Here is a 23,977-nt window from a genome sequence, read left to right as displayed (position 1 = left end):
GCGGGAGGCGCCCGGTAAGGTTCGGGCCATGGCGTCTCGCAGCACTCAGATCCTGGAAGCCGCCGCCCGGGTGATCGCCCGGCGCGGCGTCCGCGGCCTGCGCGTGGAGGAGCTCGCGGCCGAGGCGGGCGTGTCCACCGCGCTCATCTACTACCACTTCAAGGACCGCGCCGGGATCCTGAGCAAGACGCTGGAGTTCATCAACGACCGCGCCGAGCGCTACACGACCCACCGCGATCCCGACGCCGAACCGCTCAGCCCGCGCGAGGAACTCGACCAGACGCTCCTCCTCGAACTCCAGGACACGACCGAGGTCAGGGAGAACAGCAGCGCCTGGGGCGAGTTGAGGGCGAGCGCCGTCTTCGACGACCTCCTGCGTGAGGACCTGGCGCGGGCCACCCTCACCTGGGTCCAGGAGGTGGCGGCCCTGCTCGGCCACGTCAGGCCGATGGCCTCGGCCGTCGCCCTAACGGCCTCGGCCGAGCGGCTCACCGCCCTCCTGGAGGGCCTGAGCATGCGCTGGCTCAGCGGCACGCTCCAGATCGCCCACGCCCGGACCCTGATGAGCGCAGCCATCGACGCCGAGATCGAAGGGCTGGGCCGCCCGTGACCGGGTACCCGCCGGCGGACCCACGTGAAGCCCGCATCGAGGACGCGAGCACCATCCTGGTCGTGCCTTCGGCGCTGCGGGACCATGACCTGACCAAGAACTTCTTCGGGTCCGTGATCACACCGGAGGAGCTCGCGTCCGGTGCGCCCGACCTCGCCCGGAAGACCGTCTATCTCTGCGGCGACCTGTCCGGGCTCGACAGCCGCCGACTGCGCGCGGCTGACCGGGTGTTCGTCGTCCGGGAGCTGTCGCACGGTCACCACGACGACCTCGGCGGGCCCTGGACCCTCGTCGACCTCGGACGCGTTCCCCTCCGCGTGCACGGCGCCGGAGTGTATTACCCGCGTTTCTTCGATCTCGGCACCGATCACTTCGGACGGATCAGCGCGGAGCACGCGTTCCAGTCCCTGACGGAGTCCACCAAGCCCGGAACCGCCCATCGCAGCGGCATCTATCTCACCCCCGTCACGCAGGACGGTGACGAACTGCACTTCCGTCTGCTCCGGTGCTCCACGAACCTCTCGGGGCCGACCGAGGGCTTCCGCCCGACCGACACCGGCATCGTCGAGGCCCTGAACCGCGAGGCCTCCGCCGTCTTCCGGAACGCGGCACCGCTCAATCACGTGCTCGCGCAGATCTACCACAACACCCTTGCCACGGCGGAGCGCAAGCAGTCCAAGGCCAAGATCTCCGCCCATGCCGACAAGACCAAGGACATGCCCGTCAACGGCATCATGGCCTTCTGCACCTTCTACGACGGGCTCGACCGCCTCCAGCCCCTCGCCGACGACGCCTTCGATCTCGGTGTGAGGGGCGTCAGCGGGCTGACCAGACTCCGTTTCCGGCTCAAGGAGCCGATCGGGGAACGCGACGGCGTCACGCTCCCCGAGCAGTTCACCGTGACCCTCCATCCCGGCTCGGTGTTCCTCATGCCGCTGTCCACCAACCGCCTGTACACGCACGAGATCCGGCCCTCGGCGTTGGACGCCGAGCTGCTCCCGACCCGCCTGGGCTACGTGGTGCGCTGTTCGGGCGCCGAAGCCGTGCACAAGAACGGCCACACGTTCCTCAGAGCGGCCGGCGGTCTCGTGAGGCTGGAGCCGCCCACAGAGGCCGGCATGGACGAGCTGCGCGGGCTGTACGCCGAGGAGAACAGGACCTCGTCCTTCATCGACTACGGCGACAGGTTCCTGTTCAGCATGAACACAGGAGACTACCGTGCCCCGCGAGTCCATGATCTCGGATGAGATCCTCTCGTTCGCTCTGCCGACCGAGGAGGATCTCTTCGCGGAGCTGTCCGCGTCGGCTTGCCTGGAAGACGTGGGGAAAGGCCGGCGAGGCGCCGTCCTCACCAGGATCGACGAGACGGGCGGTGTGCCTCTCGTCCGTACCACCACCCGGTACGGCAGCCCGACGCAGCGCTTCCGGGCGGCGCACGAACGGCTGGCGCAGCGCATCCAAGAACGTGCGGCGCTTTCGGTCGGCTTCAACAACGCTCTCATCGAGAGCTACACGAACGCCTACACCAAGATGGGCAGTCATTCCGACCAGGCCCTCGATCTGGCCGACGATTCGTTCATCGCCGTCTTCTCCTGCTACGAGCATCCCGACGCCGGCCCGCCGAGGAAGCTCGTCTTCGAGTCGAAGGAGTCCGGCGGCGAGAGGTTCGAGATCCCCCTCGCCCACAACAGCGTCGTCGCGTTCTCCGTCGACTCGAATCGGCGCCTCAGGCACAGAATCGTCTTGGACGCACCCGCGCAGGCTGCGGACAACCAATGGTTGGGCCTCACCCTTCGAACGGCGAAGACAATCCTCCGGTTTCGCGACGGCCACGCGTACCTCCCGCAGGGTGTGCGGCTCACGTCGGCCGACGAGGAGCAGAGCCGCGAGCTCTACCGACTGCGACGCCGCGAGAACAACGAGACGGACTTCGTCTACCCGCCGCTGACGTACACCGTCAGCGAGAGCGATCTGATGCGGCCCGCCTGACCTGAGGCACCCTCACCGCCCACGGCCACGCACCTGGCTCCGTACCGTCCGGAACCTTGACTGATATTTCAGTCAGTGCGACAGTGAGTGCCCTGACCACCTCTGACACTTCGTGGAAAGGACAGGGACACCTTGCGTTCGACCAGGCCCTTCAGCCGGGAGGCGACATGCCTCTGACTCCCACCGAACGGGACCGGCTGCTGCTCTTCACCGCCGCCCAGCTCGCCCGGACCCGCCTGGAACGCGGGCTGCGGCTCAATGTGCCCGAGGCGACCGCGCTGATCGCCGACACGGTCTGCGAGGCCGCGCGTGACGGCCTCCACCTGGCCGAGGCCCTCGACCGCGGCCGCGGTGTCCTCGGCCCGGACGACGTCCTCCCCGGCGTCACCGACGTCGTGACGGAGATCCAGGTCGAGGCCGTGTTCGACGACGGCACCCGACTGGCCGTCGTCAGCGCGCCCTTCGGCGACGTGGAGCACGGCGACGGCGCCCCCGGGGCCGTACTGCCCCACACGGACACCCTGCCGGAGCCGGAACCGCTGGTCACCCTGTGGGTACGCAACGCGGCAGCCGTCCCGGTCAGCGTGACCTCGCACTTCCACTTCTTCGAGGCGAACCCGCGCCTCGACTTCGACCGGGCCGCCGCCTACGGCATGCGGCTCGCCGCCCCGGCCGGGTCGTCCACCCGGTTCGACCCCGGCGCCGTCGTCGAGGTCGGACTCGTACCGATGGGCGGCGACCGGATCGCCATCGGCTTCGCGGGCCTGGTCGACGGCCCGCTCGACGCGCCCGGCGCCAAGGCCGAGGCCCTGAAGCGCGCCGCCGCCTGCGGCTACCTCGGAGCGGAAGGGGTGGAGCGATGAGCAGGCCCACCAGACACAGCGACCACTGTGCGCCCGGCACCAGCCGGCACATCGATCCGCACGAGTACGCCACCGTGCACGGGCCCCGCGCGGGGGACAGGGTCCGGCTCGGCGACTCCGGGCTCGTCGTACGGGTGGAGTCCGACTCGCAGGCGTACGGTGACGAGTTCCTGGCCGGATTCGGCAAGACCGCCCGGGACGGGATGCACCTCAAGGCCGCGGCCGTCCGCGAGACCTGTGACGTCGTGATCACCAACGTCCTGGTGATCGACGCGGTGCTCGGCATCCGCAAGGTGTCCATCGGCATCCGAGAGGGCCGGATCCACGCGATCGGGCGGGCCGGCAACCCCGACACCCTCGACGGCGTCGACGTCGTCGTCGGTACCGGCACCACGATGGTCCCGGGCGAGGGCCTGATCGCCACCGCCGGTGCGATCGACACCCACGTCCACCTGCTCTCCCCGCGGATCATGGAGGCGTCCCTCGCCTCCGGTGTCACCACGATCATCGGCCAGGAGATCGGGCCGAGCTGGGGCGTCGGCGTGAACTCCCCGTGGGCTCTGAAGCTCGGGTTCGACGCCTTCGACGCCTGGCCGGTCAACATCGGCTTCCTCGCCCGGGGCTCCGCCTCCGACGAGGCGCCCCTCGTGGAGGCCCTGGCCGAGGGCGGCGCCTGCGGGTTCAAGGTCCACGAGGACATGGGGGCCCACACCCGGGCCCTGGACACCGCGCTGCGGGTGGCCGAGGAGCACGACGTGCAGGTCGCGCTGCACTCGGACGGCCTGAACGAGTGCCTGTCCGTCGAGGACACCCTCCGTGTCCTGGAAGGCCGTACGATCCACGCCTTCCACATCGAGGGCTGCGGCGGCGGACACGTCCCCAACGTCCTGAAGATGGCGGGCGTGCCGAACGTCATCGGCTCCTCCACCAACCCCACCCTGCCCTTCGGGCGGGACGCCATCGCCGAGCACTACGGGATGATCGTCTCGGTCCATGCGCTCAAGACGGACCTCCCGGGCGACGCCGCCATGGCGCGCGACCGGATCCGGGCCGGGACGATGGGCGCGGAGGACGTCCTGCACGACCTCGGCGCGATCGGGATCACCTCCTCCGACGCGCAGGGCATGGGACGCGCGGGGGAGACCGTCCGGCGCACGTTCGCGATGGCCGGGAAGATGAAGGCCGAGCTGGGCCCGCTGGAGGGCGACGGCGCGCACGACGACAACGCGCGCGTGCTGCGCTACATCGCCAAGCTGACCATCAACCCGGCGATCGCCCACGGCCTCGCCCATGAGGTCGGCTCCATCGAGATCGGCAAACTCGCCGACATCGTGCTCTGGCGCCCGCCGTTCTTCGGGGCCAAACCACAGATGGTCCTCAAGGCCGGCTTCCCCGCCTACGGCGTCACGGGCGATCCGAACGCCGCCACCGACACCTGTGAGCCCCTGGTCCTGGGTCCGCTGTTCGGCGCCCACGGCGCCGCTCCGGCGGAGCTCTCCGTCGCCTTCGTCAGCCGTGCCGCCGCCGGTCTCGGCGCCGACGCGATGCCGACCCGCCGCCGGCGGGTGGCCGTACGGGGCACCCGCGGCATCGGCCCGGCCGACATGCTGCACAACGCCCGCCTGGGGCAGGTGGACGTCGACCCCACCAGCGGGCTCGTGACCCTCGACGGCGATCCGATGCGCTCCGCGCCGGCGCAGCAGGTCTCGCTGAGCCGGCTGTACTTCCTCTGATCCACATCAGCCCTCTGACCCACGTCGGCCTCTGATCCACGCCGACCGACCGACGTCTGTCTGACCGACTTTTCAAAACCCTGTCTCTTCTCTTGACTGAATTTTCAGTCGAGAGGAGGATGCTGTTCACACCGCGTACCCGTCCCGCGCCTCCGCCAGGCTGAGCCGGCCACCGCCGACGGGTACTTCTGGCGAAACGAAGAGAGACCCGTGATGACTGCATTCCGTATGCCTGCCGAGTGGTCCGCGCACGAGGGGTGTCTGATGGCCTGGCCCGTCCGGCAGGACCTGTGGGGCGGCGTCCTCGACGACGTCAAGGAGGAGTACGCGAACGTGGCCCGCGCCATCGCCGCGTTCGAGCCCGTGACCATGGTCGCGCCGCCCGGCCACGGCGAGGAGGCCCGCACCCGGTGCGGCGAGGCGATCACCGTGGTGGAGCTGGCCCAGGACGACTCCTGGTTCCGGGACTCGGCCCCGCTCTTCGTCCTCGACGGCGCCGGCAACCGCGCCGGAGTGGACTTCCGCTTCAACGCCTGGGGCCGCAAGCACAGCCCGTACGACTCCGACGACCGGATCAGCGGCCTCCTCCTGGAGCACCTGGGCGTCGAGCGCATCCCCTCCGACATGATCCTGGAGGGCGGAGCGATCACCGTCGACGGCGAAGGCACCCTGATCACGACCGAGCAGTGTCTCCTCCACCCCAACCGGAACCCCGGCATGAACCGGGACGAGATCGAGACGGAACTGAAATCCCAGCTCGGCGTGGACAAGGTTGTGTGGCTTCCGTACGGCGGCCTGCTGGACACGGAGACCGACGGGCACGTCGACGGCGTCTGCGCCTTCGCCGCTCCCGGTAAGGTCGTGGTCGCGCTGCCCGACGACCCCGCGCACCCCGACCACGCCCGGATGCGTGCCAACCGCGCCGTGCTCGAAGCCACGACCGACGCCCAGGGGCGGCCGTTCGAGATCATCGACGTCCCGCAGACGGCAGTCGTCGGCATCGCCGGCGGCGAGGTCGAGGTGTCGTACCTGAACTTCTACGTGGCCAACGGCGGCGTCGTCGTCCCGGTGGCCGGCGTGCCCCAGGACGACGACGCGCTCGCGGTCATCGCCGCCGCGTACCCGGGCCGCAAGGTCGTCGGAGTGCGGGCGCCCGCGATCGCGTACGGCGGCGGCGGGGTCCACTGCATCACGCAGCAGATCCCCGCCGTCCCCGCCACCGCCTGAGCCGCGGGACGGACCGCTCCCGGAGGGCCGTACCAGCGACCCTCCGGCCCCCACACCCCGCACGGAACCCACGGAAACACGGACATCACGGAATGAGAGCGCGACGATGACCCCTTCCCTGCCCTCCGGCAGCAGACGTCCCCGCGGCAGGCGCGGACGGATCGCGGTGACGACGGCCGCCCTGACCTCCCTCGCGGCTCTCGCGGCCTGCGCCGGCCCGCCGAAGGACACCGGTGCCGGTGGCTCCGGGGTCAAGCTCTCCGCCTCCACGCCTCCGGCCCGCGGCGAGATCGACTCGTTCACCTGGGCCGTCTACGCCGAGCCGCCCACCCTCGACTACACGGTCGCGTTCGACTACCCGCAGAACACGATCCTGTCCAACGTGTGCGAGAGCCTGATGCGCTGGACCCCGGGGCTCACCGTGCAGCCCGGCCTGGCGCGGAAGGCGTCGAACCCGGACCCCAACACCTGGGTCTACGACCTGCGCACGGGCGTGCGCTTCCACGACGGCAAGGTGATGACCGCCGACGACGTGGTCTACAGCCTCGACCGGCAGCGGGACCCGAAGAACGCCGCCGCCTGGGCGCAGACCTTCCAGAACGTCGCCTCCATCACGAAGACCGGCCCGCTCCAGGTCACCGTCAAGCTCAAGAAGTCGGACTCCCAGTTCCCCCAGTACATGGCGACCGCCGCGGGCGTCGTCGCCTCCAAGGCCGGCGTCGAGGCGGCGGGCAAGGACTACGGCACCACCGGTGACCTCGCCTGTACCGGACCGTTCAAGCTCGGCACGTGGACCAAGGGCCAGTCGATCGAGCTGGAGCGCTTCGACGGCTACTGGGGTACGAAGGCCAAGGCGAAGAAGGCCGTCTTCCGGGTCCTGACCGACCCCTCGGCCCGCACCAACGCCATGCTCAGCGGCGAGATCGACGGCGGCTATCTGATCCCCACCGAGAGCTACGGCCGACTGCGCGACAGCGGCGTCGGCGCCCTGTACTTCGGCGAGGGCCTGAGCACCGTCAACGTCAACATCACCAACATGACGGGCCCGCTCGGCGACCTCCGGGTGCGCAAGGCGCTCTCCCTGGCCCTCGACCGGTCCGGTTTCGTCAAGGCCGGACTCGGCGGAGCCGGCACCGTCACCAGCTCGCTCACCACCCGCGCCGCCTGGGCCGGAGCCTCGGAGAAGACCCGGCAGGCCGCCTTCGGCGCGCTGCCGCCCGCCGCCCAGGACATCGAGAAGGCCAAGGCGCTGATCAAGGAGGCCGGCGCCACCGGCAAGACCCTGACCGTCGCCACCAGCTCCATAGGCCAGGACGTCTCCCTCCTCGCCACCGCGATCCAGGCCGCCGGCACCCAGATCGGCCTCAAGATCAACCTCAAGACGATCGCCCCCAACGCCTTCACGGCGCTCTTCACCGACCCCCAGGCGCGCGAGGGCATCGACATGTTCCCGCTCACCTACTACGACTCGATCACCGACCCGCTGGACCTGCTGCAGAACTTCAAGACCGGCGCGTACATGAACTTCGCCGGCTACACCGACAAGGGCTACGACGCCCTCGTCGACCAGGCCACCGCCTCGTACGAGCCGGATCAGCGCCTGAAGATCGAGGCCGAGCTGCAGAAGCGGGCCGCCGAGCAGCTGCCGTGGATCCCCGTCGCGGAGTGGCCCACCGCCGTCTTCCTCAACAAGAGGATCACCGGCGCCCCCACCACCATCGCGTACATGTACTACCCGTGGGCCGCTGACGTCGGCGCACCGGCCGCGGGGGCCACCCCGTGAACTTCCTGAGATTCGCCGCACGCCGGGTGGCGGAGATGGCCGCCACCCTGCTCGGTGCGTCGTTCGTGGTCTTCGGCGCCATGTACCTGGCGCCGGGCAACCCGGCCAGCTTCCTGCTCTCCGGCCGCTCCGCCTCGCCCGAGGCCCTCGCCGCGATCAACGCCCAGTACCACCTGGACGACCCCTTCTTCGTCCGCTACCTGCGCTGGCTCGGCGACGTCGTCCAGGGCGACTTCGGGCGGTCCATCACCTACCGCACCGACGTCTCCCGGCTCCTGGCCGACCGCCTCCCCACCACGCTGCTGCTCGTCGTGATGGCGCTGGCCGTGGTCGTCGTGATCGGCCTCGTCCTGGGATGGGTCGCCGCAGTGCGCGGCGGCGCCACCGACTCGGCCGTCCTCGTCGGCACCGCGCTCGCCGTCGGCACCCCCTCCTTCGTCGCGGCCGTCCTGCTCCAGGGGCTCTTCGCCGTCAACCTCGGCTGGTTCCCCAGCAGCGGTTCCGGCGAGGGCTTCCTCGACCAGGTCTGGCACCTCACCCTCCCGGCGATCGCCCTCGCGCTCTATCTGATCGGCATGCTCGCCCGGGTCACCCGCTCCGCCATGGTCGAAGCCCTCGACAGCGAGCACGTCACGGTCGCCCGCAGCCGGGGCGTCCCCGAGAGCCAGGTCATCCGCCGCCATGTGTTCCGCAACTCGCTGGGCACCGTCCTCACCACCGGCGGACTGATCGTCTCCACCCTCCTGGTCTGCACGATCCTCGTGGAGACCGCCTTCAGCATCGGCGGCGTCGGCCAGCTCCTCGAACTCTCCACCACGACCAAGGACTTCCCGACCGTCCAGGCCATCTCCTTGATCATCGTCGCCCTCTTCATGACCGTGAACCTGGTCGTCGACCTGCTGCTGCCCCTGGTCGACCCGCGGATCACCCTCGGATCGAGGAGCTCCTCCGTATGACCGCCGTCCTCACCCGCCGGCCCGGCCTCGCGAAGATCCGCACCGCCCGGTCCCCGCTCCACCTGGTCTGCCTCGGCCTCGTCGCCCTCGTCACCGCCGCCGCGCTCCTCGCGCCCTGGCTCGTGCCGTACGACCCCAACGCCGTCGACCTCGGCAACGCACTGGCCGGACCTTCCGCCGAGCACCTGCTCGGCGTCGACGCCGCCGGACGCGACACCCTCTCCCGGCTGCTCCTCGGCGCCCGCACCTCGCTCCTCGGGCCCCTCGGGGTCGTGGTCTTCTCCACCCTCGCCGGAGTCGCGGTCGGCATGGCCGCGGGCTGGCGGGGCGGCTGGCTCGACTCCGTCCTGTCACGCAGCACCGAACTGGTCTTCGCGTTCCCCGGCATGCTCCTCGCCATCCTGATCATCTCGATCTACGGCGAAGGACTGCTCGCCCCCGTCATCGCCCTCTCCATCGCCTACCTGCCGTACGTCAGCCGGCTGACCCGCTCCCTCGTCCTGGCCGAACGCAAACGCCCCTACGTCAGCGCCTACCAGGTCCAAGGGCACTCCGCGCTCCAGATCAGCCTGCGCCACATCCTGCCCAACATCGCCCCCGTCGTCCTCGCCCAGTCCACCATCAACTTCGGCTACGCACTGATGGACCTCGCCGGCCTGTCCTTCCTCGGCCTGGGCGTCCCCGCGCTCACCCCCGACTGGGGCCGCATGGTCTTCGACGGCCAGACCGCCATCCAGCACGGCTACCCGCTGTCCGCGATCCTGCCCTGCGCGTTCATCGTGCTCACCGTCGTCGCCTTCAACGTGGTCGGAGAGCGCTGGGCCGACCGCGTCGCCAGGAGGGACCGATGACCGATACGTACACGCTCGACGTCCAAGGGCTCCGCATCACCCTGCCCGGCACGGCCCGGCCCGTCCTCGACGGCGTCGACCTCCACGTCGGCGCGGGCGAGACCGTCGCCCTCGTCGGAGAGTCCGGGTCAGGGAAGACCCTCACCTCACGCAGCGCCCTCAACCTGCTGCCGCCCGGAGCCGTCGTCGAAGGCGCCGTCCGGGTGCGCGGCGAGGACGTCCTCACCATGGACGCCGACCAGTTGCGCGCGCTGCGCACCGGCACGGTGTCCATGATCTTCCAGGACCCGCGCGCCGCCCTGAACCCGCTGCGCCGCATCGGCGACTTCCTCATCGAGAGCGTGACCCTGACCGGGAGCATGAGCCGGGCGGACGCCACCGCCCGCGCCGGTGAGCTCCTGCGGGCGGTCGGGCTCGACGACTCCGCCCTGCGCAAGTACCCCGGGCAGGTCTCCGGCGGCATGCTGCAACGCGTCATGATCGCGGCCGCCCTGATGGGCGACCCCGCCCTCGTCCTCGCCGACGAGCCCACGACCGCGCTCGACGTCACCACCCAGGCCGAGGTCATCGCCCTGCTTGCCCGGCTCCGCGAACGCTTCGGCACCGGCCTGCTCTTCGTCACCCACGACCTCGATCTCGCCGCCGCCATCAGCGACCGCGTCTACGTCATGTACGCGGGCCGGATCGCGGAGAGCGGCCCCGCCGAAGCCCTCTTCGCCCGGCCCCGGCACCCGTACACCTCGGCCCTGCTCGCCTCCACGCCCCGCCTGGAAGCACCCCGGGGCAGGCTCGACGCGATCGACGGCCAGCCGCCGGACCTCCGGCAGGAGCTGCGCGGCTGCCCGTTCGCCGCCCGCTGCCCCCTCGCCACCGAGATCTGCGACCAGGAGGCGCCCGAACCGCGGCCCGCACCCGGTCTGTCGCACCACCGGGCCGCCTGTCACCACAGCGACCGTCTCGAAGGGAGCCCCGTCGATGCCTGAGCACGTCCTGGAGGCCGTCGGCCTCCATCGCACCTTCGGGAGCGTCCGCGCCGTCGACGACGTCTCCTTCGCCCTCCCCGAGGGCGGATCCCTGGGCATCGTCGGCGAATCCGGCTCCGGAAAGACCACCACCGCCCGGATCGTCGTCGGTCTCGAACAGGCCGATGCCGGCGACGTGCTCGTACGAGGAGAGGCCCGCGGCGCCCGACAGCGCGGCCGGGCCCGGCGGCTGGCCCGGGCGCGCGAGGTCCAGATGGTCTTCCAGGACCCGTACCTCTCCCTCGACCCGCGCACCAGCGTCGAACAGGTCCTGCGGGAGACCCTGCGCCTGCACTTCCCCGGCACCGACCACGACCGGCGCGTCCGGGAGCTCCTCGACCAGGTCGGCCTCGGCACCCGTGCCGCCGACGCACGGCCCCGGCAGCTCTCCGGCGGCCAGCGCCAGCGCGTCGCCATCGCCCGCGCCCTCGCCGTCGAACCGGCCGTCCTCGTCCTGGACGAGGCGGTCGCCGCGCTCGACGTCTCCGTACAGGCGCAGATCCTCAACCTGCTCGCCGACATCCGCGAGGAGACCCGGATCGGCTACCTGTTCATCACCCACGACCTCGGCGTGGTCCGCTGCGTCACCGACGACGTCATCGTCATGCGCCAGGGCCGTGTCGTCGAGGCCGGCCCCACGGCCGAGGTGCTCGCCGCGCCCCGGCACCCGTACACGCGGCTCCTTCTGGAGTCGGTGCCCCGTCCCGGCTGGGACCCCGAGGCGATCGCCGAGGCCCGACGGGCGCTCTGACCGCTTCTCACCCCCCACTGTCGTTGACACAGGAGGTCAACCATGAACGAACACACCGCCGGCCGACACGCGAGCAGGGGTCTGAACCGGCGAGGGTTCCTCGTCGCCACCGGTGCGGCCGCGGCGGGCGCGGCGCTCGCGACGACCCTCCCCGAGAAGGCGCGCGCCGTCGCCGGCACGTTCAGGGTCCCGGTCGAGGACGTCCGGCACACCCGTACGTGGATGGCCTGGCCGGACAGCACCGCGATCTGGTCCGGCAAGCTGAGCGGCGTCCAGGCGGACATCGCCCTCATCGCCCGCACGATCGCCACGTACGAGCCCGTCGTGATGTGCGCCAATCCGGGGAGCGCCGCCAGGGCCCGCTCCCTGTGCGGCTCCACCGTCACCGTCATCAGCTCCATCCCCGTCGACGACTGCTGGATGCGTGACACCGGACCGGTCTTCCGTACGGACGGCTACGGGGGCCTGGACACGGTGGGCCTCAACTTCAACGGCTGGGGCAACAAGCAGACCCATGACAGGGACGCCCTCGTCGCCGAGCGGATCGCCGCCCACGTGGGCGTGCAGTTCACCCGGGCCGACCTCATCGGCGAGGGCGGCGCCATCGAGCAGGACGGCGCCGGCACCCTGATGGCGACCCGCAGCAGCCTGGTGAACCGGAACCGGAACCCCGGGATGTCGGAGCGGCAGCTGGAGACGGCGATGTGCGAGGCGTACGGCGCGTCCAAGGTCATCTGGTTCGACGGGGTCTACGGGCAGGACATCACCGACGACCACGTCGACGCGACCTCCCGCTTCCTCGCCCCCGGCGAGGCCCTGGTCCAGATGCCCGTCGCCGCCGACGACGACGCCTTCGCCCGAGACGCCCGCCGGCAGTACAGCACCCTGTCGGCCTCGACCACGGCGAAGGGCCGGGCCATGGACGTGATGCGCCTCCAGGGCCCCGACTACAACAGGATCCGCTCCACCAACCGGGACTTCCTCGCCTCGTACGCCAACTTCTACCTCTGCAACGACGCCGTCATCTCGGCTCAGTTCGGCGACCGGAGGGCGGACGAGGCGGCCCGGGCGACGCTGCAACGCCTCTACCCCGACCGTTACATCGAGCAGCTGAACATCGACCGCCTCGGCACGGGCGGCGGAGGCATCCACTGCGTCACCCAGCAGCAGCCGGTGGCGTGAGACCAGATGACTGAAATTTTCGTCAGAGAGCTGTGTCCCAGCCATTGACTGAAATTTGAGTCAGTCCCTAGGGTGAGCGCACCGTACAGCGCCGGCGGTCACGCAGCGCTGTACGGCTTCATGAACGCATCCCTGAAGGAGCCCACATGGGGCCAGTTGACTCGTCCACGCGTGATTCCTCGGCACGCGCGGGCCATGACTCCGCAGCGCACGCGGGCATCGAACAGCACTCGATCGACTGGGTGCCCTTGTCGGAACGGCACGGCACACCGTCGAACGTCGGAGCCATCTGGTTCGTCGGCAGCCTCAATCTCACCGGCCTCGCGACCGGTGTCGTGACGCTGTCCATGGGGGCCTCGCTCGTGTGGACGGTGATCGCCACCGTGCTCGGCTCGCTCTTCGGCACGTTCTTCATGGCGTTCCACTCGGCCCAGGGACCCCAGCTGGGACTGCCCCAGCTCGTGCAGTCCCGGCCCCAGTTCGGCTACCTGGGGGCCGCGCTCACCGTGTGGGTGTTCGCCCTGGTCAACTACGTGGCCTTCAACACCTCGGACGCCCTGCTGTCCGGCCAGGCCATGAACCTGCTCACCGGGATGCCCAACACCCTCGGCTATCTCCTCGCCGCCGCGGTGGCGACCGTGATCGCCCTCTTCGGATACGAGTGGATCCACAAGCTCAACAAGTGGCTCACCTGGCCCTTCGTCGTGATCACCGCGGCCGTCACCGCGTCCGCCCTGTTCGGCGGCGGGCTTCCCGACGACGCCTGGAACGCGGGCCCGTTCGAGCTCGCGCCGTTCATGCTCGTGTTCGTCTTCGTGGCCGGCTTCCAGCTGGGCTGGGCACCGTACGTCTCGGACTACTCGCGCTACCTCAGACCCGACGTCCCCGTGCGCAGCACCTTCTGGTGGACCTATCTGCCCAGCGCGGTCTCCGGGATCTGGGTCTTCGTCCTCGGCGCCGTCGTCTCCGCCGCGGCGCCGGAGGGCACGGACCCGGTCACGGCACTGAAGCTGTCGGCCGACCGGCTGTTCGGCGGGTTCGGCACGGTCGCGGTCGTCGTCCTGCTGGTCGGGCTGCTCTCCATCATGGCGATCAACCAGTACGGCGGCAGCCTCACCATGATCTCGATCGTCGACTCGTTCCGGCCGGTCAAGCCGACCCGGAGCATCCGGGTCGCCACGATCGCGATCATGCTGGCCGCCGTCGGGACGGTCTCCACCCTCGTCGGCATCGACCAGTTCAACTGGTTCTTCGCCAACGTGGTGGTGGTCCTCACGTACCTGTTCATCCCATGGACCGCCATCAACCTGGTCGACTTCTTCTTCGTCCGGCGCGGCCAGTACGTCGTCAAGGAGATCTTCAACCCGAACGGGATCTACGGCCGATGGGGCTGGCGCGGAAACCTCGCCTATGTGATCGGCCTGGCCTGCATGGCCCCGTTCATGGTGATCACCGGCCTCTTCGTCGGGCCCGTCGCGGAGCGCCTCGGCGGCGTCGACTGCTCGGTCCTCGTCGGCCTGCCCGTGGCCGGAGGCCTCTACTGGGCCTTCGCCCGAAGCCTCGATCTGGCCACCGAACGCCGGATGGTCCGGGAGGAGGGACTGCTGGATCGACTCCACTGAGCAACCCGCTGAACGACCCGGCCTGCACGTACAGAACCTTTGAGAGAAGGAGCACCACGTGAAGACAGAGCACGACGGCGAACGCCCCGGCCTCAGCCGCAGAACCCTCCTGGCCCGTACCGGAGCGGCCGCGGCCGCCCTGGCGGTCGGCCCCGTCCTCGGCGGCATCCAGCCCGCCATGGCCGCGTCCTGGCGCGTCCCCGGCGAGGACGAGTCGCACAAGCGGACCTGGATGGCCTGGCCGTCCAGCTACACGATCTGGGGCAACCTGCTGTCCAAGATCCAGAGCGACATCGCCAAGCTCGCCAGGGAAGTCGCCAAGTACGAGCCGGTCATCATGTGCGCGGACGGCTCCTCGGCCGCCTCGCAGGCCAGGACCGCCTGCGGTTCCACCGTCACGGTCATCAGCTCCATCCCGGTCTCGGACTGCTGGATGCGGGACACCGGCCCGCTGTTCCGCGTGGACGGCGCCGGCGGCCTCGACGCCTTCGGCCTGAACTTCAACGCCTGGGGCGAGAACGCCACGACCTTCTACGGCCTCCCCGCCTCCGCCTACGACAAGGACCGCACGGTCGCGCAGAAGGTCGCCGCCTACTCCGGCGCGCCCTTCGCGAAGGCGTCCGTCGTCGGCGAGGGCGGCGGCATCGAGTACGACGGCGACGGCACCGTGATGGCCACCGAGAGCTGTTGGCTGAACAGCAACCGCAACCCCGGCAAGTCCCGCAGCCAGATCGAGGCGGAGCTGCTGTCCCGCTTCGGCGCGTCCAAGATGATCTGGTTGCCCGGCGTCACCGGACAGGACGTCACCGACGGCCACATCGACGGAACCGCCCGCTACATCCGGCCCGGCGTGGTCATGGTGCAGCTGGCCGGAGCCGTACGGCCCGACGTCTGGACCGCCAACGCCCAGGCCATCCGCGACACCCTGGTCAACGCGACCGACGCCAGGGGCCGCAGGCTCCAGGTCCTCACCATCGAAGGCCCCGACACCCTGCCCCGCATCCAGGTGGGCAAGCGGGCCGACTTCCTCAGCTCCTACATGAACTGGACGGTGACCAACCAGGCGATCATCACCACCCAGTTCGGCGACACCGCCAAGGACGCGGCGGCCAAGTCGGCCATCGCCGCCGCCTACGGCCGCCCGGTCGTCCAGCTGAACCTCGACAACCTCTACGGCAACGGCGGCGGTGGCGCCCACTGCGTCACGATGCAGGAGCCCAACCGCTGATCGAACGACGGGCCCGGGTCTCTCTCACGAGACCCGGGCCCGTCGCGTATCTGCCCCCGAGACGGCGACCGACGGAGCAACCGGCTCCGTCCTGTACATCCACGACCTGGCCCCGACGAAGAGGGAAGGCCGCCGCTGGGGCGCGTACAACGTCTTCACCCTCTCACCCGCAGAGGGCCGGTCGGCGGCTGTTCCACGGACGAACGGCCTCGATCGCGGAGGCGACGCGGAACACGGTGGCATCGTCGTAGGTGCGTCCGACGACCTGGACTCCTGTCGGTACACCGGTCGACGCGAGCCCGGACGGCACGCTCAGCACCGGGCAGCGACTGGCGATGTTGAACACCGTCGTCATCGCGGCCTCCAGATAGGAATCCAGCTCGACACCGCCGATCACCACCTTGGTCGAGAGGTAGTCGTCGTCCGCCCTCAGCGCCGGAACGGCGGTCGTCGGGCACAGCAGCACGTCATAGCGTTCGAACAGGACGCCGAGCGTCGTCTGCACCGCGGCCTCCAGCTCCAGACCCCGCATGATGCTCCCCGGCTCGCGCACGGCTTCGGCGGTCCGCTCGGCGAAGTCGAGGGCGTACGGGGTGAGCAGATCGCCGTGCTCCGCGGCGACCGACACGACGTACGGGCCGAAGACGGACCCGAAGTGGATCATCGCCGCCTCCATCACGTCCGCCCGCCGGATCGGGACCTCCACCTCCTCCACGACGGCTCCGGCCGCGCGCAGGGCCTCCGCCACCGCGCGCGTGTTGGCCTCGACCTCGGGATCCACCGGCCAGTCCCCGAGGCCGACCGACAGCGCGACCCTCATGCCCGCAACGCCCTCGAAGTGTTCGGGCAGCGTGAACTTGGGGCGCAGGGAGACCGCGTCGAGCGGATGGGGCCCCGCGATGACGTTCTGCAGGAGGGCGCAGTCGGCGACGGTCCGCGCCATCGGGCCGTCGTGGCAGTACGTGTCCAGATTGAACGGCGCCATCGCCGGCACGCGCCCGTACGGCGGCTTGTACCCGACCGTGCCCGTGAACGAGGCCGGGATGCGGATGGAGCCCCCGATGTCGGAGCCGGTCGCGAGCGTCGCCTCCCCGGCCGCGAGCGCGGCGCCGGAGCCGCCCGACGAACCACCCGGACTGAACTCCGGGTTCCACGGGTTGCGCGTCACACCCCACAGCCGCGACTGCGTGAAGGCCGCGCAGCTGAACTCCGGGGTGGTGGTCCGCGCGTGCACGATGCCGCCCGCGGCCTGGACCCGCTCGACGACCGGGTGCGTCACGTCGGCGATCTCGTCCCGGAAGGCCAGCGAACCGTCCGTGCTGCGGCGGCCCGCGAGGGGCTGCTCCTCCTTCGTCGCGACGGGGAGCCCTTCCAGCACGCCGGGCGCCTCCCCCTTGCCCCCGTACCGGGCCTCGGCCTCGCGCGCGGTGGCGAGCGCGTGCTCGAAGGTCTGCTCGGCGAGGGCGTTGACCCGGGGCTCGACGGCTTCGGCGCGCGCGATGACGGCGGTCATCAACTCGACCGGTGACAGGGAGCGGTCGCGGAAGTGGCGCAGGGCCTCGGTGGCCGGCATGTAGGCGAGATCGGTGAGGTGGGTGAGGTCGCTCATGGGGGCATCGAACAGCCGCCGACTCAGGGCGTCAACGGTGTTGACGTAAGGCCGTGATCACGGATGCGGCCCGGGCGGCGATACTGCAACGATCGCAACCGACCGGAAGAGAGCTCCTCATGCAGTTCGTCCTCGATCCGCCCCACGGCGTGGCTCCCGTCCGGCTGGGAATGACGCTCGACGAGACGGTCGCCGCGGTGTCGGCATGGGGCCGGCCGCGGGTGTATCCGGCCGACGCGGTACGTGACTTCGACCTGGTATCCGCCGAGTACGGCGGCATCGGCTTCCAGGCGGCCCTGGAACGCGACCACCGGGTCACCGCCGTCACCGTCTGGGGCCCCGACGAGGGCGAGGACCCGGACGTCCAGGTCCTGCTCGACGGCCTCGACGTGTTCCGTACCCCCGCCGACGAACTCCTCGCGCACGCCGCGGGGAAGGGCCGACGCGTCAACAACGAGAACCCGCGGGCCCCTTACCTCCCCGGAGTCACGGTGGCCTTCACCCGGGACACGTCCCAGGAGGTGGCGCGTGACGGGCAGGGCCTGCCCGTGCACTTCACCTCGGTACTCGTGGCCGACGAGAACTATCGGGCGCGGTGACGAAGGTACGGGGCTCCACGACGGCGTCGCATCGGCCGGCGTCGCATCGGCCCCTGTCGCACCGGCTCAGTAGCGGTGGCCGGGCCAGTGGGGGTCGTCCCAGCGGTCGGGGCCGGTGACACCGAGCAGCCGTATCCGGTGCAGCAGATCCTCGGACGCGCCATGGACGCGAAGCCGCGCGGGTGCGTGGCGGACGAGCCAGGCCGTCAGCTCGATGCGCATCTCTTCCTCGTTCTCCCAAGCGCTCCACGGAAGTCGGTCGCCGAGCAGGTCGTACTCCCAGCGGTCCGCTGCCTCGGCGAGGTGTCCGTCCGTGACGGGGTGGCGAAGCCCTTCCCAGGAGTCGAGCCACGGGCTCACCGTGCCCGTGGCCTCGGCGGCCAGGACGAGGAGGTCATGCGCGGGCCTGGTGGGATCCGGATCGGTGAGCGTGTACGCCCACCAGGCCTGGAGGAATTCCTCCACCGCGGCGGCCTGTTCGGTGGGCCACTCCTGCCAGTTGCCGAGAGCGAAGGCGAGCCCGACCCGTTCCGCACCGAAGAGGGGTTCGACGAGTCCGTCGACGAGGGTCGTGGCGAGCTGGGGCAGGATCCGCCGCAGCATGGATGCGTGGTCCGTCCAGTCGGTGGCCTGCCAAGTGCGCTGCAGGAGATCGAGGTCCAGCTCCACGTCCGCCACCTTGAGCCGCGCGAGCTCTTCCGCGCTGCCCCAGTGGCATGCGCAGTTGGTCTCGTCGGGCCGGGCGGTCATACCGCGGAAGGTGACGGCGACGCGGTCCAGGGCTGCGTCGAGGCGGAGTCGGGCGTGGGACTGATCGGGATGCATCACGGGCGTTCGCCTTTGGGGACTCCGGCCCCCGTGGCACGGGCCGAAGATCGCCAACTTACCGGTCGGCATGCGGGGCCGCCACCTCAGGGGCGGAGACCGGCGGCCGTTCTCCCGCGCTTCGTTGCCCGAGGGCGGGAGGCGTGGAGAACGGCAGCGGCGTCCAGCACGTGACAGGCGACGCAGAGCCCCCGTCTCAGCCGCGTGTGGGCCGGCGGGCGGTGGCCGCCGCCCGCTCGGCCGCCTCGGCGATGACGGCGGCGGCGCGGGCGGCACGTCCGTCGGCGTGCCAGTCGTCGATGAGCCGGACGGTGGGGCCGGGAGGAAAGATGCCGAGCTGCCCGAGCAGGGAGAGGTCATCGCGGACCGCCTCGTGCCGGAGGACCTTCCCGTCCCGCAGGTGCAGGACATGGACCTGTTCGGAGTCGATCTCGGCCCCGGTGGGCGGGATCGCCTGGAGGAGGGCGCCGTCGCGGTAGTGGACGAAGGGGCCGGTGTGCCGGCCCCGCATGCGCAGCCGTATCCACACCTGATCGCCTTCGTGGACGAGATCGGTGACGGGGAAGCTCAGGTCGGTGAAGGCGGAGCGCAGCCACGCGCCCGACGCGAGCGCGCCTGCGGGCCCGGGCAGGGAGCAGGCGGCCGGGGAGACGACCGCCTCGCGGTTGGTGAAGTCCTGGTGGACGACGTCCGCGGCCAGCGCCACCTCGCCGGTCGCCAGGACGGTGAAGAGTCCGCGGGCCGCGTCCTCGGGTGACATTCCCATCGGGTTCGGTTCCTCTCGCGCACGGGGCGGTTGGCCGCCCTGACCGATATTCAGGTTACACATCGCCTATTGAATAGGTCGAGCGTTTCCACGGTTAGGGTGACCCCATGCCGACCAAACGCAAGTACGTCTCACCCCGGCGTGAGGAAGCCGCAGCCCAGACGCGTGCGCAGATCCTCCGGTCGGCGACCCGGCTGTTCGCCGAACGCGGCTACGGGCGCGTGACGGTCGCGGACATCGCGGCCGAGGCGGGCGTCTCCTCGAAGGCCGTCTTCGCGAGCGCGGGCAGCAAGGGAGACATCCTCAACGAGATCGTCGACACGGCCGTACGAGCCTCCGGCGACGAGCGGACGATGCGTGCGGTGCTCGCCGAGCGGGAGCTGGAGTCCGCACTCAAGGCGCTGGCCCACGGCACCCGGAGAGGGAACGAGGACCTGTTCACCGTGCATGAGGCGATCCACAAGGCGCTGCCCTCGCACGAGGACGGCGAGGCCCTGTGGGAGCGCGCCACCGCGGACTACCGCGCCGCTCTCCGTACGGCCGCCCGGCACCTGCACGCCGTGGCGGCGCCCGCTTGCGGGGAGGAGGAGACCGCGGACCTCCTGTGGTTCTGGTTCGGCCCGAGCGGCTGGCGCACCCTGGTCGCCGAGAACGGCTGGCCCTGGGACCGCGCCGAAGCCTTCCTCCTCCACACGGCGCTCGCGACGCTGCGGAGGTCGTGAGCCCGGGCGGATGGGCGGACGGGCGGTGCACGGCCGGGAGCCCGCTCGGCCTGCGCGGTGACGGGCGGTCAGGACGCCGCCGAGTGCGGTTCGTCCGCGGACGACGACCCTCAGGAGGGCGTCCCATAGCGGCCGACGATCGCGGCGGCACGTTCGCCGAGGGTGTCGCGCAACCACTGCGGTGCCAGGACCTCCGCATCCGCCCCGAGGTTCCACAGGGCCCATTCCGCGTGCCTCGCGTCCTGGAAGGTCACCTCCAGCCGCAGTCGGCCGTCCTCCTCGCCGTCCTCCTCGCCGTCCTCCGAGAGAACGGTCAGCGCGGTGCCCACCAGGTCCTCCCGTCGCGCCGGCCGCATCCGTACGAGCACGGCGACCTGGTCACCGCTCGTCCGGAACCGCGCGCCGCGTTCCTGCCAGGCCCGGTCCAGATCGACGCGTTCCGGTCGCTGCGCCGGCTCGGCGAGCTCCTCGGCCGAGAGGATGCGCGACAGCCGGTAGGTCCGGTCCGCGCCGGAGCGCGTGGCCAGCAGGTAGCCCTGGCCGCGCACGGTGACCAGGCCGATGGGGTCGACCGTGCGCCACTTGGGAGTCTGCTCCACCGCCGCGTAGCGGATGCGCAGCTTGTGCCCGGCGAACACCGCGCGCCGCACCTCTCCCACGACGGCGTCCGGCAGTTCCTCGGCCTCCTGCCGACGCGACAGCAGATCGGTCTCCGGGTCGATGAGCAGTCGCCGAGCCGCTCCGGCGGCCGTGGCCCGATGGCTCTCGGGCAGCGCGTCGACGACCTTGCGCATGGCCGAAGCGAGCGCCGTCCCGAGCCCGAACGCCTGCGCGCCGCGCCGTGATCCGGCGACCAGCAGCGCGAGGGCCTCGTCGTGGTTCAGCCCTGTGAGCTCGGTCTGAAAACCGGGCAGCAGCGCGAAACCGCCGTGCCGGCCGCGTTCGGCGTAGACCGGGACCCCCGCCGCCGACAGCGCCTCGATGTCGCGCAGCACCGTACGGGTGGACACCTCCAGCTCGCGGGCCAACGCGGCGGCGGACAGCCGATCGTGCTGCCGCAGCAGCAGTACCAGCGAGACCAGTCGATCGGCGCGCATCCGAAGACTCTACAGAAATACATGACAGAGGATGTCGTGTATGCGTTGGGAGGCTTCAGGACGACACAAGCACGTCCCGCACGAGAGGTCCTCCGCATGACACACGCCCTCATCAATCCCGACGGTCTGCACGACCCGGTCCCGTTCGGCTACAGCCACACCGCCGTCGTTCCCGCGGGTACGGAACTGGTGCTGATCGCCGGTCAGTACGGATCGGGCCCCGACGGCGCGGTCGTCTCGACCGATTTCACCGAGCAGGTGAAACAGGCCTTCTTCAACGTCGGAGTCGCGCTCGCCGCCCATGGGCTCGATCTCGGCCATGTCGTCCAGCTCAGGACGTACGTCGTGAACCATGACGTCAGCAAGCTCGGGCCCATCGCGGAGGCCGTGCGGGAGGGCTGGGGCGCGAACCCGCCCACGCAGACCCTGATCGGGGTGGCGAGCCTGGCCGCACCTGACGTGCTGTTCGAGGTCGAGGCCCTCGCCGCCCGACCGTGACCGACAGGTCGCTCCGGTGAGGGAGCGCCTCGTGGGCGAGCGCACGCGGCTCGCCCACGAGGCGTCGTGACCGGAAGTCGATCGCCGGCCCGCCAGCCCGCCAGCCCGCCCGCAGCGCCGTGCCGTCCTCGCCGCCGCGCCACATCTTCGCTCGACATATATTCCTGTCGCAAAATGGGTAGCGACAGGTAAGCTTGTCGCATGACCGATCTGGACGGGATCCCGACTCCCGAGAAGAGCGACGACAACTTCTGGAACACCGTCTCGACCCTGGTGGAGCCGCCCTGGAACGAGCCCACCCCGGACGACGCCGGCACGATGGACGACAGGGTCCTCGACGCGGTCCGTGCCCTGGCCGCACGCATCTCGACCCGCGCGCTGGCCTACGACGCCGCCGGCAAGCCCTTCGATCCCGTGCTCATGGCGGCGCCCGATGTGCAACTGGCCCTTCTGCGGGCCCTGTACGAAGCCAAACTGTCCGTCGACCGGCTGGCGGAGAGCGCCGCCACCGTGGCCGGCCGCAGCGGGGCGAACTACGCCCAGCTCGGTGCCGCCTGGGGCGGGATCAAGCGTCAGTCGGCCCGTCTCAAGTGGCCCCACGCCGTGGTGCGGAAGTCCGCCAAGGAGTCCATCCCGCTCCACTACGCAGGTGGTGCGGCCGTCGTGCACCACGACGCCGATGCCGACGCCTGGTGGTACACCGCCACCGGCGCGGACCAGCAGGGCGAGGAGTCCGAGCCCGTCCACGGCACGTACGCCGAGGCCATCGCGGGAGCGACCGAGTTCCTCCTGGCACACGCACTGCCCGACAGGCAGCCGCCCGCCTGACCCGAGCGGAACCCCGGCGGACGTTCCGTCAACTCCGCGTGTGGCGAAGGTGTGGAGAACCGGGCGGGTGGATCTTGCCCCTATCCTTCGACGCTCTATGAACCACGCTGATCACCGTTCTGGCCGGGCGGGAATCCGGGACGTGGCCGCCGCCGCCGGGGTCTCCATCACGACTGTCTCCGACGCGCTCAACGGCAAGGGCCGGCTCCCGGACGCCACCCGCCGCCACGTCCGCGAGGTCGCCGACCGGCTGGGCTACCGCCCATCCGCGGCGGCCCGCACGCTCCGTACCGGCAAATCGGGACTCATCGGCCTGACCGTGACCACGTACGGGGATGAACCTTTCACCTTCACCGAATTCGCATACTTCGCGGAGATGGCCAGAGCAGCCACCTCGGCCGCACTCGCCCGGGGCTACGCCCTGGTCATCCTCCCCGCCACCTCCCGCCATGACGTCTGGTCCAACGTCGCCCTCGACGGCACCGTCGTCATCGACCCCTCCGACCACGACCCCGTCGTCACCGAACTGGTCCGCCAGGGCCTGCCCGTCGTCTCCGACGGACGCCCCGCCGGCACCCTCCCGGTCACCGCCTGGGTCGACAACGACCACGAAGCCGCCGTCCTCGACCTGCTCGACCACCTCGCCGACGCCGGCGCCCGCCGCATCGGCCTCCTCACCGGAACCACCACCGACACCTACACCCGCCTGTCCACCACCGCGTACCTCAACTGGTGCGAACGCGTCGGACAGGACCCCGTCTACGAGGCCTACCCGGCGCACGACCCGTGCGCGGGCGCCGTCGCGGCCGACCGGCTGCTCGCCCGCCCCGACCGCCCCGACGCCGTCTACGGCCTCTTCGACCCCAACGGAACCGACCTCCTCGCCGCCGCCCGCCGCTACGGACTGCGCGTCCCCGACGACCTCCTGATCGTCTGCTGCAGCGAATCCACCGTCTACGCCACCACCGAACCACCCATCACGACCCTCTCCCTCAAACCCCGCCGCATCGGCACCGCCGTCGTCCAGCTCCTCATCGACGCCATCGAAGGGGTGGGGGAGTACAACCCGGACTCGATCGTGATGCCGTACGAGTTGATCATCCGCGCGTCCAGCGGCCGCGCTCTCGTCCCACGGTCGAGGGGCCCGGCCCGATCGATCCACATGCAGCCGCTGCGCCCGTGAAGGACCGCCGTGTTCACCCCATCCGGTGATGCT

23 protein-coding genes are annotated in these 23,977 nt (G+C 70.6%); 19 read left to right on the top strand and 4 right to left on the bottom strand.

Annotated elements, in window-relative coordinates:
* Positions 1 to 28 precede the first annotated feature (28 nt).
* The 14 genes from AB5J54_RS02300 to AB5J54_RS02235 all read left to right on the top strand — a co-directional run bounded on the left by AB5J54_RS02300 (position 29) and on the right by AB5J54_RS02235 (position 15,817).
* A complete protein-coding gene (locus AB5J54_RS02300; protein WP_369142158.1) occupies positions 29 to 610 on the top strand; it encodes a TetR/AcrR family transcriptional regulator in 582 nt (193 codons plus the stop codon).
* On the top strand, positions 607 to 1,857 hold the full coding sequence (locus AB5J54_RS02295) for a hypothetical protein (protein WP_369142157.1): 1,251 nt from the start codon (positions 607 to 609) through the stop codon (positions 1,855 to 1,857). Before AB5J54_RS02300 ends, AB5J54_RS02295 begins: the two co-directional genes overlap by 4 nt.
* The gene (locus tag AB5J54_RS02290) at positions 1,844 to 2,599 is read left to right on the top strand and encodes an alpha-ketoglutarate-dependent dioxygenase AlkB (RefSeq protein WP_369149189.1); all 756 of its coding nucleotides are present in this window, start codon (positions 1,844 to 1,846) and stop codon (positions 2,597 to 2,599) included. The genes AB5J54_RS02295 and AB5J54_RS02290 overlap by 14 nt, the downstream gene beginning before the upstream one ends.
* A gap of 167 nt (positions 2,600 to 2,766) precedes the next feature.
* A complete protein-coding gene (ureA, locus tag AB5J54_RS02285) occupies positions 2,767 to 3,462 on the top strand; it encodes an urease subunit gamma (RefSeq protein WP_369142156.1) in 696 nt (231 codons plus the stop codon).
* Positions 3,459 to 5,195: an urease subunit alpha gene (locus AB5J54_RS02280; RefSeq protein WP_369142155.1), complete on the top strand. Its 1,737-nt coding sequence runs from the start codon at positions 3,459 to 3,461 to the stop codon at positions 5,193 to 5,195. The genes ureA and AB5J54_RS02280 overlap by 4 nt, the downstream gene beginning before the upstream one ends.
* Before the next feature lie 213 nt (positions 5,196 to 5,408).
* The gene (locus tag AB5J54_RS02275; protein WP_369142154.1) at positions 5,409 to 6,422 is read left to right on the top strand and encodes an agmatine/peptidylarginine deiminase; all 1,014 of its coding nucleotides are present in this window, start codon (positions 5,409 to 5,411) and stop codon (positions 6,420 to 6,422) included.
* A gap of 106 nt (positions 6,423 to 6,528) precedes the next feature.
* Positions 6,529 to 8,205, top strand: coding sequence for an ABC transporter substrate-binding protein (locus tag AB5J54_RS02270; protein ID WP_369142153.1), 1,677 nt, complete (start codon positions 6,529 to 6,531; stop codon positions 8,203 to 8,205).
* Positions 8,202 to 9,161, top strand: coding sequence for an ABC transporter permease (locus AB5J54_RS02265; RefSeq protein ID WP_369142152.1), 960 nt, complete (start codon positions 8,202 to 8,204; stop codon positions 9,159 to 9,161). The genes AB5J54_RS02270 and AB5J54_RS02265 overlap by 4 nt, the downstream gene beginning before the upstream one ends.
* The gene (locus AB5J54_RS02260) at positions 9,158 to 10,012 is read left to right on the top strand and encodes an ABC transporter permease (RefSeq protein WP_369142151.1); all 855 of its coding nucleotides are present in this window, start codon (positions 9,158 to 9,160) and stop codon (positions 10,010 to 10,012) included. Before AB5J54_RS02265 ends, AB5J54_RS02260 begins: the two co-directional genes overlap by 4 nt.
* The gene (locus AB5J54_RS02255; RefSeq protein ID WP_369142150.1) at positions 10,009 to 10,995 is read left to right on the top strand and encodes an ABC transporter ATP-binding protein; all 987 of its coding nucleotides are present in this window, start codon (positions 10,009 to 10,011) and stop codon (positions 10,993 to 10,995) included. Before AB5J54_RS02260 ends, AB5J54_RS02255 begins: the two co-directional genes overlap by 4 nt.
* Positions 10,988 to 11,785, top strand: a complete 798-nt coding sequence (locus AB5J54_RS02250) for an ABC transporter ATP-binding protein (RefSeq protein WP_369142149.1) — start codon at positions 10,988 to 10,990, stop codon at positions 11,783 to 11,785. The genes AB5J54_RS02255 and AB5J54_RS02250 overlap by 8 nt, the downstream gene beginning before the upstream one ends.
* A gap of 42 nt (positions 11,786 to 11,827) precedes the next feature.
* The gene (locus tag AB5J54_RS02245; protein WP_369142148.1) at positions 11,828 to 12,967 is read left to right on the top strand and encodes an agmatine/peptidylarginine deiminase; all 1,140 of its coding nucleotides are present in this window, start codon (positions 11,828 to 11,830) and stop codon (positions 12,965 to 12,967) included.
* Positions 12,968 to 13,113: 146 nt separating this feature from the next.
* Positions 13,114 to 14,589, top strand: coding sequence for a cytosine permease (locus AB5J54_RS02240; protein WP_369142147.1), 1,476 nt, complete (start codon positions 13,114 to 13,116; stop codon positions 14,587 to 14,589).
* Positions 14,590 to 14,647: 58 nt separating this feature from the next.
* Positions 14,648 to 15,817: an agmatine/peptidylarginine deiminase gene (locus tag AB5J54_RS02235; protein WP_369142146.1), complete on the top strand. Its 1,170-nt coding sequence runs from the start codon at positions 14,648 to 14,650 to the stop codon at positions 15,815 to 15,817.
* Positions 15,818 to 15,980: 163 nt separating this feature from the next.
* Here the strand turns inward: AB5J54_RS02235 and AB5J54_RS02230 are convergent, their stop codons facing one another.
* Positions 15,981 to 17,426: an amidase gene (locus AB5J54_RS02230; protein ID WP_369142145.1), complete on the bottom strand. Its 1,446-nt coding sequence runs from the start codon at positions 17,424 to 17,426 to the stop codon at positions 15,981 to 15,983.
* Positions 17,427 to 17,545: 119 nt separating this feature from the next.
* Between AB5J54_RS02230 and AB5J54_RS02225 the strand changes: the two genes are divergently transcribed.
* Positions 17,546 to 18,025 (top strand): hypothetical protein, encoded by a 480-nt coding sequence (locus tag AB5J54_RS02225; RefSeq protein WP_369142144.1) that lies wholly within the window; start codon positions 17,546 to 17,548, stop codon positions 18,023 to 18,025.
* A gap of 66 nt (positions 18,026 to 18,091) precedes the next feature.
* Here AB5J54_RS02225 and AB5J54_RS02220 read toward each other — a convergent pair whose 3' ends face one another.
* Positions 18,092 to 18,850, bottom strand: coding sequence for a hypothetical protein (locus AB5J54_RS02220; protein ID WP_369149188.1), 759 nt, complete (start codon positions 18,848 to 18,850; stop codon positions 18,092 to 18,094).
* 196 nt (positions 18,851 to 19,046) lie between these two features.
* Positions 19,047 to 19,616: an ester cyclase gene (locus AB5J54_RS02215; RefSeq protein ID WP_369142143.1), complete on the bottom strand. Its 570-nt coding sequence runs from the start codon at positions 19,614 to 19,616 to the stop codon at positions 19,047 to 19,049.
* A 107-nt stretch (positions 19,617 to 19,723) separates the two neighbouring features.
* On the opposite strand from AB5J54_RS02215, the gene AB5J54_RS02210 reads away from it, so the two are divergent.
* Positions 19,724 to 20,338: a TetR/AcrR family transcriptional regulator gene (locus AB5J54_RS02210; protein WP_369142142.1), complete on the top strand. Its 615-nt coding sequence runs from the start codon at positions 19,724 to 19,726 to the stop codon at positions 20,336 to 20,338.
* A gap of 110 nt (positions 20,339 to 20,448) precedes the next feature.
* On the opposite strand, the gene AB5J54_RS02205 is transcribed toward AB5J54_RS02210, so the two are convergent.
* Positions 20,449 to 21,435 carry a helix-turn-helix transcriptional regulator gene (locus AB5J54_RS02205; RefSeq protein WP_369142141.1) on the bottom strand — a complete coding sequence of 329 codons (987 nt, stop codon included), beginning with the start codon at positions 21,433 to 21,435 and terminating at the stop codon, positions 20,449 to 20,451.
* A gap of 96 nt (positions 21,436 to 21,531) precedes the next feature.
* Here AB5J54_RS02205 and AB5J54_RS02200 point away from each other — a divergent pair, with 96 nt between their 5' ends.
* The 3 genes from AB5J54_RS02200 to AB5J54_RS02190 all read left to right on the top strand — a co-directional run bounded on the left by AB5J54_RS02200 (position 21,532) and on the right by AB5J54_RS02190 (position 23,944).
* Entirely contained in the window at positions 21,532 to 21,933 is a 402-nt protein-coding gene (locus AB5J54_RS02200; protein ID WP_369142140.1) for a RidA family protein, read from the top strand.
* Between the two features lie 201 nt (positions 21,934 to 22,134).
* Positions 22,135 to 22,761, top strand: a complete 627-nt coding sequence (locus AB5J54_RS02195) for a hypothetical protein (protein ID WP_369142139.1) — start codon at positions 22,135 to 22,137, stop codon at positions 22,759 to 22,761.
* A 97-nt stretch (positions 22,762 to 22,858) separates the two neighbouring features.
* Positions 22,859 to 23,944: a LacI family DNA-binding transcriptional regulator gene (locus AB5J54_RS02190; RefSeq protein ID WP_369142138.1), complete on the top strand. Its 1,086-nt coding sequence runs from the start codon at positions 22,859 to 22,861 to the stop codon at positions 23,942 to 23,944.
* Positions 23,945 to 23,977 lie beyond the last annotated feature (33 nt).

The organism is Streptomyces sp. R44 (assembly GCF_041053105.1).
Taxonomy (GTDB): Bacteria; Actinomycetota; Actinomycetes; order Streptomycetales; family Streptomycetaceae; genus Streptomyces.
This window is presented reverse-complemented; position numbering and strand designations above follow the sequence as displayed.